We start from the raw sequence: 13,819 nt of genomic DNA, 5'->3' as shown, positions 1-13,819 counted from the left end.
CGTCCATCGCGAGCAGGCTCGCTCCCACAAGGGTTCTCGCCGCCCCGGACGATCACGGTGGATCAAGGTTATCCAGCACCCGATTCACCGCCAGCTCCCCCAACATGATCGACTGCTGAATCCCCAACAGTGTGTGGCCCTGTGATCCCTTCAGGCCTCTGGCGAAGTCACTGGCCATGACATTGGCTGATGCCAGCGACATACAGGCGTATTCCAGCAAGGTGTGGTTGTCGATGTCGGGGGCAATGAGGAAGATCGTGCCGGGTTGGCGTGGCGCGTCTGGATCGGTATCCGGTGGCTTTGGCGTATGGGTCATGATTCAGCGTCCTGAAAAAGAAGGGTGGCAGCTGTACGCAGGTTAGTAGACCGGTCCACATCAATCCGGCGCACCCGAAGGCGCCCTGCGCACAGCTACCGTCAAGGGCAGGTATAGAGATACCTGCCTATCAGGAGCGCCAATGCGCTAGATATGGAAAGCGGGCTACTAAACCCGACCACTGACAATCAGTGACGCGAATCAAGTTAGCGATGCCCCTCAAAGCGCACAAGCCGGCGGATTCTGGAGTAGTTGTAGGTAACGCCGCAAGGCGCTGTAGCCTGTCGGAAGCACTTCAGAAAAGTCCCACAAACAGTGGTGAAGCTTCTGATCTTCTGTAGGAGCGAGCCTGCTCGCGATGGTCGTTAACGATGACGCGTGTTTCCTGGATTAACGCGGCGTTCTTTAGTTCATCGCGAGCAGGCTCGCTCCTACAGTCAAAAACCCAGAAACGACAAAGGGCGCCTTTCGGCGCCCCTTCACAGACAGGTCGGCTTGTCATCGCCCTGTACCTGCCTGGCTCTGCGATAGCTGGTTGCCCAGGATCCTCAGAGTCTCACAAGCCCCGTTCGGGGACATCGGCAGTATTTCAGGTGCTGGCGTGTAATTTCAAGCCCAATGCCTTAACGACTTTCAGGATGGTGCCGAACTCCGGATTCCCCTCACCTGACAATGCACGATAAAGACTTTCCCGAGAAAGCCCCGCATCCCGTGCGACCTGAGTCATGCCGCGAGCACGTGCAATAGTCCCTAGTGCTTTGGCGATGAACGCAGGGTCATCTCCCGCCTCTTCCATGCAAGCATCCAGGTAATTAGCCATGTCCTCTTCGGTCTTGAGGTACTCGGCAGAGTCCCAGCGAGTGAATTGTTCGGTCATGGGTTTTGCTCCTGCCAGGATTTCGCAATGAGCCTGGCTTGTTTGATGTCACGGGGTTGGCTGCTTTTGTCTCCGCCACAAAGGAGAATGACCAACTGGCTGCCTTGCTGCATGAAATAGATCCGATAACCGGGACCATAGTCGATACGTGCTTCACTCAACCCTTCTCCGATGGCTTTTACATCACCGAAATTCCCATCGGCCATGCGGTCAATTCGCACCTGAATACGCATCCTGGCGCGACTATCGGCCAGCTTTAACAGCCAGCCAGAGAATGTTGAACTTCGAAGGATCTCCGTCATGCACCGAGTGTAGCCGTTGAGCTACACCCGCTCAACCAGTCTTTCTGATGTGTCGACGCCCGGCAGACAAATCAATTCACTGCAAAGCAGTCACACCTCCAACGGCTCAACTTTCCGTGTCAACAACTCCACAAACGCCTTGGCCATCGGCGACTTCTGATCCTTGCGCTGCACCAGCCACACCGCCGACACCGCCGCCGGATCGAGCAAGGGCCGATAGACCACGCCATCAATGCGCATCCGCTGATAAGACGCCGGCAACACCGACACACCGAGCCCCGCCGCCACCAGACCAATGATGGTCATCGCCTCGCCGGCCTCCTGGGCGAAGTGCGGGCTGAAGCCGGAGTCCCTGGCCAGGCTGAGCAGCTGCGCATACAGGCCACTGCCGTAGCTGCGTGGAAAAAACACAAAGGGCTCAAGCGCCAGGGCAGACAGGAACAAGCCCTCCTCGCTGCCCTCGACCAGCGGATGCTTGGAACTGAGCACCGCGACCAGCGGTTCGCGCATCAGCTCGACCACGCTGAGGCAGTCCGGCAGCCCGAGCGGGCGCATGATCCCGACTTCAATCGACTCGTCCACCAGCGCATCGGCCACCTGGGTGCTGCTCATTTCCCGCAGGTTCAGGTGCACCGCGGGGAAGCGCTGGCGGAAAGAGAAAATCGCCTGGGGAATGGTCGAGTTGAAGGGTGCCGACGAGGTGAAGCCGATTTTCAGCTCACCCAACTCGCCCAGTTGCGCACGTCGCGCGACATCTGCCGCTTTGTCGACCTGCGCCAGCACCAGCCGCGCCTCTTCCAGAAACAGCCGACCGGCCTCGCTCAGTTCGACCCGACGATTGGTACGCTCGAACAACCGGGCGCCGACTTCCTGTTCCAGCGCCTGAATTTGCTGGCTCAGCGGTGGCTGGGAGATACCCAGCACTTGTGCGGCGCGGCCGAAATGCAGTTCTTCGGCGACGGCGATGAAGTAGCGCAGATGACGCAATTCCATGGAAACCCCATTAGGTCGTAAAAGCTATCAAACAGGTCGAACAATATATTGGATTGAATCATTAGCCAGCTATATGCTTTTTTCACTGCCTGACCGGCTGCGCCCTCCGAGGTCCAACGTGAAAATTGCTGTCGCCCCACTCGCCCATGAAGTTTCACCTTCAGCGCCGGACGCTATCGCCGCTGAGCTGGCGGAGATCTACATCGAAAAAGGCACCCCGGCGTTCATGCGCACGGTGCTGGCGTTGTTCTGCGGCGGCTTCGCGACTTTCGCCCTGCTCTACTGCGTGCAGCCGATGATGCCGCTGCTGTCCGACGAGTACTCCATCAACGCGGCGCAAAGCAGCCTGATCCTGTCTATCGCCACCGGCATGCTTGCCATCGGCCTGCTGATCACTGGCCCGATTTCCGACCGTATCGGACGTAAACCGGTGATGGTGGCAGCTCTGTTCGCCGCTGCGCTGTGCACCATGGCCAGTGCAATGATGCCGAGCTGGCACGGTGTGCTGCTGATGCGTGCGCTGATTGGATTGTCGTTGAGCGGTCTGGCGGCGGTCGCCATGACCTACCTGAGCGAAGAGATCCACCCACAGCACATCGGCCTCGCCATGGGTTTGTACATCGGTGGCAACGCGATTGGCGGGATGAGCGGACGCTTGATCACCGGGGTATTGATCGACTTCGTCAGCTGGCACACGGCGATGCTGGTGATCGGTGGCCTGGCGCTGATTGCCGCGGCGGTGTTCTGGAAAATCCTCCCTGAATCGCGCAACTTCCGCGCCCGCTCGCTGCACCCGCGCAGCCTGCTCGACGGTTTCACCATGCACTTTCGCGACGCCGGCCTGCCGCTGCTGTTTCTAGAAGCCTTTGTGCTGATGGGCGCGTTCGTCACGCTGTTCAACTACATCGGCTACCGCCTGCTGGCCGCGCCGTACCACATGGAACAGGCCTTCGTCGGGTTGCTGTCGGTGGTGTATCTGTCGGGCATCTACAGCTCAGCGAAAATCGGCTCGCTGGCCGACAGACTCGGCCGCCGCAAAGTGCTCTGGAGCACCATCGCGCTGATGATCGGTGGTCTTGCCCTGACGATGTTTACGCCATTGCCGCTGGTGATCATCGGCATGCTGATCTTTACCTTCGGCTTCTTCGGCGCCCACTCGGTGGCCAGCAGCTGGATCGGCCGCCGCGCCACCAGGGCCAAGGGGCAAGCATCGTCCTTGTACCTGTTCAGCTACTACGCCGGGGGAAGCATCGCCGGTACGGTGGGTGGCGTGTTCTGGCACCTGGGCGGCTGGAACGGGATCGGGTTGTTCATCGGCACGCTGCTGGTGATTGCGCTGCTGATCGCGTTGAAGCTGGCGAAGTTGCCGTTGTTGCCGCAGAACACCTCGGCTACTTGAGCACCACCCGCGCCTCGAGGACGTCGTCACGCTTCTCCAGCGTCAGGGTTTGTAGCGCGACGCCATCGCGCTCGATCCCATCGAGCCACTGCATCAAGGTTTGCGCGTTGCCATTGAGGGTCACGCGCAGCAGATCGATTTCACTCTCCATCTGACGGATTTCCAGCCCCGCCGCCGTGGCGCTTTCGCTGATGCGCAGCGATAGCGGTTTTTCGCTGTCGACGGGGACATGGCTGCGCGGTAACGCCCGCTGCAGTTGCGCGGCCAGCCCCGCCTGCTGTTGATACTGTCGCTCGACTGTTTCCAGCCGCTGCCGGGTCGGTTGCCAGATCAGGCTGAAAGCCACAACCGCCAACAAAAAAGCCCCCGATACCTGCAACAGCCGCTGTTCGCGCACGGAAATGCGCCGCCATGCCTGCTTCATGCCTCGTCCTCCACGGTGAGGGTGGCGTGCACCCGGTCAGCGGCTTTGTTCGCGCTATCGAGCCTCACGGGCATGCCTTGTTGTCGTCCGCGCTCCCGCAACTGCTCCAGCTCGGTAAAGCCGCTGGCGGTCAGCTGGATTTTCCAGCCTTCGCCTGCTCGAAACTCGATGCGCTGGACCTCGACCGGGCTGGCGCCAATCACCTGCTCAATCAACCGGACCAGCCCGGCAATGCGGGTGTTTTGCGATTCGACAGGCTGGCTTTGCAGGGTCTTGAGTTGCGCGGCCATGTCGACGATGCGGCTTTGCTCCGGGTAGAGCGTCTTGAATCGCAGTTCATTCTGGACTGCGAGGCGGCTGGCTTCGCTGTCGAGGAAGCGGATCCGCGTTTCGCTGGCACCCCAGGTCAACAGCGCCAGCATCAACAGCGCCCACCCGCCGGCACGCCAGGGCAGACGCTTGCCCCGTGGGGCGAATGCGCCTTGCAGCAGGTTGATGGCCCGGGTCGGGCGCTGAGTCAGGCATTGGTCGATGACGGCGGGGGACTCACGCTCATCCAGCCATTGCATGTCGTTGGGCAATGACGGAGTGAGCAGCGCCAAGTCGTCTTGCGACATCGCCAGGCGCGCCGACAGGCCTGCACCCAACAACCAGCGCCCGAACCACCATGCGCCGCACGGCTGATCGCCGGACAACAGATCGGCATCGACGAACACCCCGCGCACCTCAATACCCGCCTCGCGCAGCAAGTCGAGCACGGCGGCCAACCGTTCGCGGCCGATGACCATGACCGGGTAGCAGCCTTCACGATCACGAGCGCCAACGCTCAGATGCACAACTTCCAGCGCTTCACTCAGTTGATCTTCCACGGCGTAAGCCATGGCCTGGGCTTCGGGCCTGCGTCGCGAAGGCCATGGCTCGCTGCGAACCCAACTGCACAGTTCCATGGGCAGCAGCACATCAACCGCCTGCCCCTGCAATGCCGAGGCCGCCTGATTCAGTGGCATCGGCTGACGTTGACAGGTTGGCGACCACAGGACGCAGGGCCAGAGGCCGGATGGCGCGTCCTGCCCCTCGGCGGTCAGGTAAAGCCAAGTGTTCATCGCGGTCTCTCGTGGCTACTCATGGGAAGAAAACGTCGTTGCAGCACCGTCAGTTGTCGAGCCTTGGGGTCGTGTCCGACATCCGTGGCCAGGCGCAGTTCGCGCCCGTCCCGGGTCACCTGCACCCTTATCCGATACCAGCGGCTTTGGGTACCAAGTCCGTGATTGCTCAGGCCCTGCCCGGAGAGCAGCGGGTCCTGGGTAAACGCCTGGACGCTCGCCCAGGGCGTGGTTGCCGCCTGACGCGCCAGCGCATCGGCGGTCGCGGCGTCCACCTCGCCGAGTGTTCTCACCAGCAGCGCCGGCGCGGTGTTGATGTTCAAGGCGGTGTCGGTGGGCAGCAGCGTCACCCAGGGCTCCAGCCGCTGCAGCAGGCGAGCGTCAATGCCAGGCAGCAAGCGCAGCTGGCTCAGTTCCTCCAGCGGTCCCACCTGGCTCAGTTGCAGAGGAGGCAGTTCGAGCAGTTCGAGCAGGCGCGCCCAACGGTTGAGGGTGACCTGATCCACCTGCCCCTGGCGTAACAACGCATTGAGATTGAAGCGCCCGGCGAGGTCATCGATATCAATTCGGATCTGCGCATCTTCAACGTCGAAACCCGGCGCCATGGCCGTCCAGCCTTGAAACCGCTCGACGGTTTTTTCAGAGTCCTGTAACGCGTCGCGCAACAGCAACAACGCCCAGGTTTCCCCGCCCGATGCGAGCTGCCGCAGCTGTATCTGCAGCAACTGTTGCCCACTGCTTTGCAGCGAAAGGTGATGGCTGCGCAACAAGCCGCCGGTGATCAGCAGCGCCAGGCTCATGACCAGCAATACACTGATCAACGCAATGCCGCGTTGGCGCCCGTTCATGGCAATGCACCCGGCATCGGCAACACCCGACGAATCGATTTGAAGCGCCCGGCCGAGATTTGCACCTCCAGCGCCATGAGCGCCTTCGTATCCTGCCCGGCCGACCAATGAGCGACCCAGCCGGACTGGCTGTCGAACAGACGCCAGCGCAACTCACGAACACCTTCGAGCAGTCTTTGCCGTTGCACGAACTCCGTACCTTCGCCCTGGCTTTCGCGCCACAGCACGCTGCCTTCGAGTCGATAGGTCAGCATCTGGCGCTCACTGCGCGGTTGGTCCAGAGGATTGCGCCAGTGACTGCGCTGGAACTGAAAAAGCGGCGGTGCGAGCACCATCGGCTGCGCAGCGACGTGCAGCAGATCCCGCTCGATCACCGCCATCGCGCGTTGCAGGTTCCTCAGCTCTCGCTCGTGGGCCGCCGTGCCCTGTTGCACTCGCAGCACGCTATCGAACAAGCCCCAACTGGCCAGCCCCAGCACGGCGAAGATGGCCATGGCGATGACCAGCTCCAGCAAGGTGAACCCACGCTGCCTACTCATGGCTCGCGGGTATCCAGCCGCTGGCACGATACAACGCGTGCGCACTGTTCGCCGGGCTGACCTGAATGTCGACCTGGAGTAAACGCAGATTGCGGGTGGCGCTGATGTGCTGTTGCAGCACCCAGTCGCGCTGATCCATGGACACGACCTGTTGTTGCTGGCCGGCCGCCAGGCCGGATTGCAGGCGCAGCTCGTTCAACCGGTTATCCGCCAGCCACGCCGCGAACAGCCGTGTCTCGACGGCGTTGCGCTGTTTCACCGCATATTGACTGGCCGACAGCACGGCTGCCGCCAGTGTCGCGAAGACCGCCAGGGCCACCATGATTTCCAGCAGCGTGAAGCCGCCCATGGACGACAAGGATGACCGGCTAGCCATCGATCGCCACCTCGCCGATGCCATCGCCGGACAGGCTCAACCAGGTCTTGTTGCCGGACTCGAATGTCAGCGTGAAGGCACTGGTTTCATCGTTGCTGAGCAACAGCAACTGCGGCGGGCCTTCTTCAGCGTCCAGCCCTACCGCATAGCCGTCCTGCTGCAAACGTACTCGCACGCTCAGGGGCCAGTCAGTCAGTTCCTTCACCGGCTTCCACCCACGAACTCCCAGATGCATCAGCCGGTAGCCACGGGCACTCAGTCGCAGGCCATATTCCTGGCCTTCGAACACCGCACGCTCACGCAACTGATGAATCACCTGAACCATCGCCTCGGCTTCCTGCCTGACTTCGCGCGCGGGACTCCCCCCACCGACAAAGCTCACCATGCCCAGCAAGACGCCAACCACGACAATCACGATCATCAGCTCCAATAACGTAAACCCCCGACAGCGGTAACCCACGGATCAATGGCCCCAATTGCCGATTTCGGCTGCAAACCCTTCGCCGCCCGCAACGCCATCGGCGCCCAGGGAATACAGGTCGTAAGTGCCGTCTACCGACCGCACACCCGGGTTGAGGTACTGATAAGGCGTGTTCCACGGGTCGACCGGCATGCTCTTGAGGTAGCCCTGAGGGTTCCAGCCACGCGCCACGGGCAGTCCGGAGGGGCGCTTGACCAGCGCTTCCAGGCCTTGCTGGGTCGATGGGTAATGGGCGTTGTCGAGGCGATACATTTCCAGGGCTGTGGCGATGGCCTGAATATCGATTCTGGCGGCAGTGACCTTGGCTTGATCGGGGCGACTCATGAACTGTGGCACCACGATAGCCCCCAGCACGCCGATGATGACTACCACCACCATGATTTCGATCAGGGTAAAACCGCGTTGCGCGCGGGAGAGGTTTTTGCAGACAGGTTGCATGGATCAATTCACCAATTGGTTGAGGCTGAGAATCGGGAGCAGGATGGCCATGACGATCAGCAGCACGACGCCGCCCATCAACACCAGCATGGCCGGCTCGAAGAGGCCCACCACCAGCGCAATGCGCGCGGCGAGGCTGTTTTCCTGTTGTTCGGCGGCCCGGGCCAGCATGCGGTCGAGTTCGCCGGCACGTTCGCCGCTGGCGATCATGTGCAGCATCATCGGCGGGATGTCACCGCTCAGCTCCAGGCCACGGGTCAGCGTTGCGCCTTCGCGGACCGAGCGGGCGACATCGACCATCCGCGCTCGGATGCTCAGGTTGCCGATGACCGCGGCAGCAATTTCCAGGGCGTCCACCAACGGCACGGCACTTTTGCCGAGGATTGCCAGGGTGCTGGCAAACCGTGCGGCTTCCATGGCACGTAGCACTTCACCGAGGACTGGCGCATTCAGCACCCAACGATGCCAGCGCAGGCGCCACTGCGGCTGCTGCCAGCTCCAGCGCCACAGGCCGAACAGCGTCGCCAGCACGCTCATCAACAACAGGAAATGGTTGCGCAGGCCGTTGCTCACGCCAATCAGCGCCCGGGTCAGCCAGGGCAACGGCTGACCGCTGTCGACGAAGATCTTCACCACATCCGGCACCACATATCCGAGCAGAAAACCGACGATTACCAGGCTGGCCAACATCAGGATCAACGGGTACACCAGGGCCATCTGGATCTTTTGCCGCGAGGCCTGGCGGGCCTGGGTGTAGGCCGCCAGTTGCTCCAGCACATGGCCCAGATGCCCCGAGCGTTCCCCGGCGGCCACGGTGGCGCGAAACAACTCGGGGAAGGCCCTGGGAAACTGCCCCAATGCCGAGGCCAGTGCGTGGCCTTCCATCACCCGGCTCCTGACCGCCCAGAGCAAGCTCGCAACCTTGCGCTTCGAGCTCTGCTTCGCCACCGCATCGAGCGCTTCCTCCAGGGGTAGTCCGGCCTGAACCAGCGTTGACAGTTGCAACGTCAACAACGCCAGATCAGCAGCACTCAGGCGTCCACCTCGCGACTGCTGACCCGCACCGCCGCCCCTGACCTCGGTCAAGACACGCGGCCACAAACCACGTTCACGCAACAACTGTCGCCCATGGCGGGGCCCATCGGCCTCCAGCCGTCCCTTGCAGGATCGTCCCCGGGCATCGCGGGCGCGGTAGTCGAAGGTCGGCACCGGTCAGTTCTCCTGGGTCACACGCAGCAACTCATCGAGACTGGTCAATCCTTCCAGCACCCGCTGGCGCCCGTCCTGGAACAGGCTGCGCGAGACCTTGCGCGTTTCGTCGACGAGGATTTGCTCGCTGGCGCCCTGATGGATCAGCGCCGAGACGGCGGGTGTGACGCTGATCAGCTCGTAAATGCCAATGCGGCCGCGATAGCCGTGCTGACACTGTTCGCAGCCCGAGGCCTTGAACAGGGTGTGCGGCGTGCTCGTGTCGAGCCCAAGACGCTGGCAGGCCGCCGCATCGGCGAGGTACGAAACCTTGCAATGGGGGCACAAGGTGCGCAACAGACGCTGGGCCAGGACGCCCACCAGCGAGGACGCCAGCAGATAGGCATCGACGCCCATGTCTACCAGCCGCGTGACTGCGCCGGCCGCGCTGTTGGTGTGCAAGGTCGAGAGCACCAGATGCCCGGTCAAGGACGCCTGGACAGCGATTTCGGCGGTTTCGCGGTCACGGATTTCGCCAACCATCACCACGTCCGGGTCCTGGCGCAAGATCGCCCGCAGGCCCCGGGCGAAGGTCATGTCGACCTTCGGATTGACCGGCATCTGGCCGCCCCCCGGCAGGTGGTATTCGATCGGGTCTTCGACCGTGAGGATGTTGCGGGTCTGGTCGTTCAGGCTGCTCAGGGCGGCGTACAGGCTGGTGGTCTTGCCGGAACCGGTCGGCCCGGTCACCAGCACAATACCGTGGGGCTTGCCCAACAGATGGCGCAGGGCCGCGAGGATATCGTCCGGCATGCCCAGCCGTTGCAGTTCCAGGCGCCCGGCCTGCTTGTCGAGCAAACGCAGCACCACCCGTTCGCCGTGGGCCGAAGGCAGCGTCGAGACCCGCACATCGACTTCATGCCCGGCCAGGCGCAACGCCATTCGCCCATCCTGGGGTACGCGTTTTTCCGCGATGTCCAGGCGCGCCATGACCTTGATCCGCGATACCAGCAGTGTCGCCAGTTCGCGCTTGGGCCTGAGCATTTCACGCAGTTGGCCATCCACCCGCATACGCACCGACAGGTACTGTTCGAAGGTTTCCAGGTGCACATCCGAGGCATGCTCACGCACCGCTTCACCGAGCAACGCGTTGATCAGGCGAATGATCGGCGCGTCGCCCTGTTGCTCCAGCAGGTCGGCGGTTTGCGGGACCTGATCGACCAGGCTGAGCAAGTCCAGTTCTTCGTCCAGCCCTTGGGCAACTTGCTCCACCGCACTGCGCCCCTCGCGATAGGCCACCGCCAGGCGCGAGGCGTACTCATCGGCCCCGACGATTTGAAACGGCAACGCCCGTCCGCACACCCGGCGCGCTTCCGCCAATGCGGTGAGCGGCGCATCACTACGCAGGGCAAGGCGCAGGTCGTCGCCGTCATGCTCCAGCAACACACCAAAACGCCGGGCGAAGCCGAAGGGCAATTGCTCGCAGAGTTCGCTCATGGATTCATTTCGCCTTGCCGCGCAAATCGAACACTGGCGCGTCGGTGGCCGGTTCGAACAACCCGCGCGCCTCGGACGGCAGCAACAACGAGTTGTTTTCCCCCGCCCCTGATTTGCTCAAGTCACGCAGCGCGTTGTAACGCTGCTGGCTGACCTGGGACAGGTCTTCCTTGCTGCGCACGATGGTCGGGCGCAAGAACACCATCAGGTTGCTTTTGGTCTGGGTGTCACGATTCCAGCGGAAGATAGCGCCGAGGTAGGGAATGTCCCTCAACAGCGGCACGCCGCTTTTCTGGGTACGCACGCTGTCCCTGATCAGGCCGCCGATCACGATGATTTCGCCATCGTCGGCGAGGATGGTGCTCTTGAGCGCTCGCTTGTTGGTGATCAGGTCCGAGGAATCAATGCCCGACACCGAAGGCGCGATGTCCGACACTTCCTGCTCGACCTCCAGGCGTAACGTCGAGCCTTCGTTGATGTAAGGCTTGATCTTCAGGCTGATGCCGACGTCCTTGCGCTCGACGGTGGTGAACGGATTCTCCGCGCCGTTGCTGTTGGTGGCATAGGAGCCGGTCTTGAACGGCACGTTTTGGCCGACGATGATTTCGGCTTCCTGATTGTCCAGGGTCAACAGGCTTGGCGTGGACAGCAGGTTGCTGTGGGTGTTGCTGGCCAGGGCCGAAACCAGCGCACCGAAGCGGTCGCCGCCCAGTTGCAGGATCGCCCCTTCCGGCGCCGATCTTTTCTCGTCGAACTTCAACCCGCCGATGATCGGAATGTCGGTGCCGGGAAAGTTGATGAAGCCCTTGGCGTCACCCGTGTTGAGGTTCCACTGCACGCCGACGGCCTCGGCGATGTCACCGGAGATTTCGACGATGGCGGCATGGATCAACACCTGGGCCCGTGGCTGGTCCAGCTGACGCACGATGTTTTCGATGGTCCGCACCTGCGCGGGTTCGGCGATCAGCACCAGCGCGTTCTGGCTTTCGTCGGCCTTGATCATGAAGGCTGCACCGCCAGTCGTGTCCTTGGCGCTGCCGACGGCGGAAGTCTGCTTTCTGCCCTGCCCCATCGACTCCAGAATCTCGGCCAACTGCTTGGCATCGCTGTGACGCAGGCGAATCACCCGGGCATTGTCGAGGGTCGTGGTGGCAGGCGTATCGAGACCTCGGGCCAGCTCGATCAAGCGCTGGCGGACGACCGGCGGACCAATGAAAATCAGGCGATTGGTCCTGGTGTCGGCCAGCACCTGTATGGCTGACTCGGCATTGCGCTTGCCCATGGAGGCCTCGATCACCGGCGCGACATCGCCCGCCTGGGCATGCTTGAGCTGGACCACCGCGTGCAGGTTGTTCTGACCGGAATCCAGTTCGCGGATCACCCGGGCGATGCGCTTAACATTGGCGGCCGTATCGGTCAGCACCAACGCGTTGGCCGACACCGAGGGGCCGACATAACCATTGGCAGAGACCAATGGCCGCACCAACCCGGCAATATCGGTGGCGCTACCGGTGTTCAAGCCGATGACTTCGGTTACGAACTGCGACGCCGTGGTGGTTTTTACCGTGCCCTGGCCGGCCCGTGTCCTGGCCTCGGCAACCGGGGTGATGAGAATCCGGTCGCCCTCATCGATCACTGTGAAGTTATGGGCATCGAGCACCGAATAGAACAACCGGCGCACCCCTTCACGATCGAGGGCCTGCCGGGACATGACGGTGATTCGACCGGAGACTTTGGGGTCCAGTACCACGGTGGTCCCCAGAATGTTGGAGATCTCTTCGACGATGTCGCGCAGCTCTGCGTTGTTCATCGCCAATTGCCATTTTTCTTCCTCGGCCTGAAGTGTGCCGTGGGAAAGCGTTAGCGCCATGGCGACGAAAAAAAGCACCGACCGCAGTGCTTGTACACCGAGAAAGCTATTCATGAAGTTGATCACTCTGTCGGCCCGGCAAGCGGGCTAAAAAAACGCGGAGAAACGTTCGGCACTTGCGGCTTGCCGTGGGGGGCGAGCCGTTGCAGGAAACCCGTGACGGGAGGCTGGAGCGTCAACAGTTCCTCTCGGCCCTTGCTCCACAACACCGCGTGATCGGGCTCAACGCGACGCAAGATGCTGCCACCGGGCAAGCGCTCGCCGACCTGGTAGATGCGCGCGCCTTGCGAGTCAGCCAGCAACACCCGGGACAAGCCGTGAGTGACGACGAAGCTTGCCTTCAAGGTCAGCGGTTCCGCGCTCGGCAGCAATTCGGCACCCGTCGTCAGACCGAGCACCGTTGCAACCGCCGTTGCGTCGAGCGCTTGACGGGGTGCGGGAGCGGTTCGCGAGGTTTCGACCGGTGCCGGCAGCACCAACTGTTCGCGATAGCGCCACTCCTGCCAGCCCAGGAACGCCCCATAGGCCAGCGGCACAACCAGCAGGCTCGCCTTGCTCAAAAGCAAGGCAAGTCCGGTCAAGCGTTCGCGCGAAAACATCACCATGGCCTCACTCAAGTCGCCCGGACCCAGGCTTGCCACACAGGCGCAAAGACATCCGTTGCAGCACCCGGTGGTTGCAGGCCTCATGCACGATGACGGCGCCGATGTGCGCGACCAGCAGCAGCGACAGCACCACACATACCCACGTGTGAACCGTGACGAACAGAACGATCAGTTGTGGATCGCTTAACGGCTGATCGATCTCGATCACCCCGAATACATCGATCGGGCGATCCATCATCAACACGCCGGTCACCAGAACGGCACCGACGAAGAGGTAAATCAATGCGTGGGCAAACAATGCGAGCACTTCGACAAGCGACAACGACTTCATGCCCGAAAAACGGGTATGAGTGAAAAACAGAAACAGGCGCCACAGGTAAAACGGTATGAACACTGTCGTCAGCGAAACATTGAAGAACGCAACCGACTCCTTGATGTGCGCTGACACCTCGAAACCGGCCACAAGAAAACCAGACAGCAAGGTCCACAGGATCACCGCGGCAGACAACCAATGCAGCAGCACGCGCTGTCTGGAATAACCCGAAACAGTCATTTTCAACTCG

17 protein-coding genes are annotated in these 13,819 nt (G+C 61.9%); 1 reads left to right on the top strand and 16 read right to left on the bottom strand.

Annotated elements, in window-relative coordinates:
* Positions 1–52: 52 nt before the first annotated feature.
* The 4 genes from PSJE_RS21690 to PSJE_RS21675 form a co-directional block, all read right to left on the bottom strand.
* Positions 53–316, bottom strand: coding sequence for a DUF6124 family protein (locus PSJE_RS21690; RefSeq protein WP_090452716.1), 264 nt, complete (start codon positions 314–316; stop codon positions 53–55).
* Between the two features lie 589 nt (positions 317–905).
* The gene (locus PSJE_RS21685; protein WP_007943750.1) at positions 906–1,193 is read right to left on the bottom strand and encodes an addiction module antidote protein; all 288 of its coding nucleotides are present in this window, start codon (positions 1,191–1,193) and stop codon (positions 906–908) included.
* Positions 1,190–1,495, bottom strand: coding sequence for a type II toxin-antitoxin system RelE/ParE family toxin (locus tag PSJE_RS21680; protein ID WP_090452714.1), 306 nt, complete (start codon positions 1,493–1,495; stop codon positions 1,190–1,192). Before PSJE_RS21680 ends, PSJE_RS21685 begins: the two co-directional genes overlap by 4 nt.
* A 90-nt stretch (positions 1,496–1,585) precedes the next feature.
* Positions 1,586–2,488, bottom strand: coding sequence for a LysR family transcriptional regulator (locus tag PSJE_RS21675; protein WP_090452712.1), 903 nt, complete (start codon positions 2,486–2,488; stop codon positions 1,586–1,588).
* Between the two features lie 118 nt (positions 2,489–2,606).
* Between PSJE_RS21675 and PSJE_RS21670 the strand changes: the two genes are divergently transcribed.
* Positions 2,607–3,887 (top strand): MFS transporter, encoded by a 1,281-nt coding sequence (locus PSJE_RS21670; RefSeq protein WP_090452710.1) that lies wholly within the window; start codon positions 2,607–2,609, stop codon positions 3,885–3,887.
* On the opposite strand, the gene gspM is transcribed toward PSJE_RS21670, so the two are convergent.
* The 12 genes from gspM to PSJE_RS21610 are packed head-to-tail and all read right to left on the bottom strand — an operon-like array spanning position 3,880 to position 13,809.
* Positions 3,880–4,311, bottom strand: coding sequence for a type II secretion system protein GspM (gene gspM, locus PSJE_RS21665; protein WP_090452708.1), 432 nt, complete (start codon positions 4,309–4,311; stop codon positions 3,880–3,882). The genes PSJE_RS21670 and gspM overlap by 8 nt on opposite strands.
* Entirely contained in the window at positions 4,308–5,414 is a 1,107-nt protein-coding gene (gene gspL, locus PSJE_RS21660; RefSeq protein ID WP_090452706.1) for a type II secretion system protein GspL, read from the bottom strand. Before gspL ends, gspM begins: the two co-directional genes overlap by 4 nt.
* Positions 5,411–6,262 carry a type II secretion system protein GspK gene (locus PSJE_RS21655; RefSeq protein ID WP_090452704.1) on the bottom strand — a complete coding sequence of 284 codons (852 nt, stop codon included), beginning with the start codon at positions 6,260–6,262 and terminating at the stop codon, positions 5,411–5,413. The genes gspL and PSJE_RS21655 overlap by 4 nt, the downstream gene beginning before the upstream one ends.
* Positions 6,259–6,801 (bottom strand): type II secretion system protein GspJ, encoded by a 543-nt coding sequence (locus PSJE_RS21650; RefSeq protein ID WP_090452702.1) that lies wholly within the window; start codon positions 6,799–6,801, stop codon positions 6,259–6,261. The genes PSJE_RS21655 and PSJE_RS21650 overlap by 4 nt, the downstream gene beginning before the upstream one ends.
* Positions 6,794–7,177 carry a type II secretion system minor pseudopilin GspI gene (gene gspI / locus PSJE_RS21645; RefSeq protein ID WP_090452700.1) on the bottom strand — a complete coding sequence of 128 codons (384 nt, stop codon included), beginning with the start codon at positions 7,175–7,177 and terminating at the stop codon, positions 6,794–6,796. The genes PSJE_RS21650 and gspI overlap by 8 nt, the downstream gene beginning before the upstream one ends.
* Positions 7,170–7,637, bottom strand: coding sequence for a type II secretion system minor pseudopilin GspH (gene gspH / locus PSJE_RS21640; protein ID WP_090452698.1), 468 nt, complete (start codon positions 7,635–7,637; stop codon positions 7,170–7,172). The genes gspI and gspH overlap by 8 nt, the downstream gene beginning before the upstream one ends.
* Positions 7,638–7,640: 3 nt before the next feature.
* Positions 7,641–8,096 carry a type II secretion system major pseudopilin GspG gene (gene gspG / locus PSJE_RS21635; RefSeq protein ID WP_090452696.1) on the bottom strand — a complete coding sequence of 152 codons (456 nt, stop codon included), beginning with the start codon at positions 8,094–8,096 and terminating at the stop codon, positions 7,641–7,643.
* A gap of 3 nt (positions 8,097–8,099) precedes the next feature.
* Positions 8,100–9,305, bottom strand: a complete 1,206-nt coding sequence (gspF, locus tag PSJE_RS21630) for a type II secretion system inner membrane protein GspF (protein WP_090452694.1) — start codon at positions 9,303–9,305, stop codon at positions 8,100–8,102.
* Positions 9,306–9,308: 3 nt separating this feature from the next.
* The gene (gene gspE / locus PSJE_RS21625) at positions 9,309–10,781 is read right to left on the bottom strand and encodes a type II secretion system ATPase GspE (protein WP_090452692.1); all 1,473 of its coding nucleotides are present in this window, start codon (positions 10,779–10,781) and stop codon (positions 9,309–9,311) included.
* Positions 10,782–10,785: 4 nt separating this feature from the next.
* Positions 10,786–12,705, bottom strand: coding sequence for a type II secretion system secretin GspD (gene gspD, locus PSJE_RS21620; RefSeq protein ID WP_090452690.1), 1,920 nt, complete (start codon positions 12,703–12,705; stop codon positions 10,786–10,788).
* An 8-nt stretch (positions 12,706–12,713) separates the two neighbouring features.
* Entirely contained in the window at positions 12,714–13,256 is a 543-nt protein-coding gene (locus tag PSJE_RS21615) for a hypothetical protein (protein ID WP_090452688.1), read from the bottom strand.
* A gap of 4 nt (positions 13,257–13,260) precedes the next feature.
* Positions 13,261–13,809: a cytochrome b gene (locus PSJE_RS21610; RefSeq protein ID WP_090452687.1), complete on the bottom strand. Its 549-nt coding sequence runs from the start codon at positions 13,807–13,809 to the stop codon at positions 13,261–13,263.
* Positions 13,810–13,819 lie beyond the last annotated feature (10 nt).

The sequence above is a fragment of the Pseudomonas jessenii genome (assembly GCF_002236115.1).
In the GTDB taxonomy this organism is placed as follows: Bacteria; Pseudomonadota; Gammaproteobacteria; order Pseudomonadales; family Pseudomonadaceae; genus Aquipseudomonas; species Aquipseudomonas jessenii.
The sequence above is the reverse complement of the archived record's forward strand: the minus strand, read 5'-3'. Positions and strand labels throughout refer to the sequence as shown.

Coding starts and splice junctions, on each gene's coding strand:
- PSJE_RS21690 (WP_090452716.1), bottom strand. CDS start 316: ATGACCCATACGCCAAAGCCACCGGATACCGATCCAGACGCGCCACGC.
- PSJE_RS21685 (WP_007943750.1), bottom strand. CDS start 1,193: ATGACCGAACAATTCACTCGCTGGGACTCTGCCGAGTACCTCAAGACC.
- PSJE_RS21680 (WP_090452714.1), bottom strand. CDS start 1,495: ATGACGGAGATCCTTCGAAGTTCAACATTCTCTGGCTGGCTGTTAAAG.
- PSJE_RS21675 (WP_090452712.1), bottom strand. CDS start 2,488: ATGGAATTGCGTCATCTGCGCTACTTCATCGCCGTCGCCGAAGAACTG.
- gspM (WP_090452708.1), bottom strand. CDS start 4,311: ATGAAGCAGGCATGGCGGCGCATTTCCGTGCGCGAACAGCGGCTGTTG.
- gspL (WP_090452706.1), bottom strand. CDS start 5,414: ATGAACACTTGGCTTTACCTGACCGCCGAGGGGCAGGACGCGCCATCC.
- PSJE_RS21655 (WP_090452704.1), bottom strand. CDS start 6,262: ATGAACGGGCGCCAACGCGGCATTGCGTTGATCAGTGTATTGCTGGTC.
- PSJE_RS21650 (WP_090452702.1), bottom strand. CDS start 6,801: ATGAGTAGGCAGCGTGGGTTCACCTTGCTGGAGCTGGTCATCGCCATG.
- gspI (WP_090452700.1), bottom strand. CDS start 7,177: ATGGCTAGCCGGTCATCCTTGTCGTCCATGGGCGGCTTCACGCTGCTG.
- gspG (WP_090452696.1), bottom strand. CDS start 8,096: ATGCAACCTGTCTGCAAAAACCTCTCCCGCGCGCAACGCGGTTTTACC.
- gspE (WP_090452692.1), bottom strand. CDS start 10,781: ATGAGCGAACTCTGCGAGCAATTGCCCTTCGGCTTCGCCCGGCGTTTT.
- gspD (WP_090452690.1), bottom strand. CDS start 12,705: ATGAATAGCTTTCTCGGTGTACAAGCACTGCGGTCGGTGCTTTTTTTC.
- PSJE_RS21615 (WP_090452688.1), bottom strand. CDS start 13,256: ATGGTGATGTTTTCGCGCGAACGCTTGACCGGACTTGCCTTGCTTTTG.
- PSJE_RS21610 (WP_090452687.1), bottom strand. CDS start 13,809: ATGACTGTTTCGGGTTATTCCAGACAGCGCGTGCTGCTGCATTGGTTG.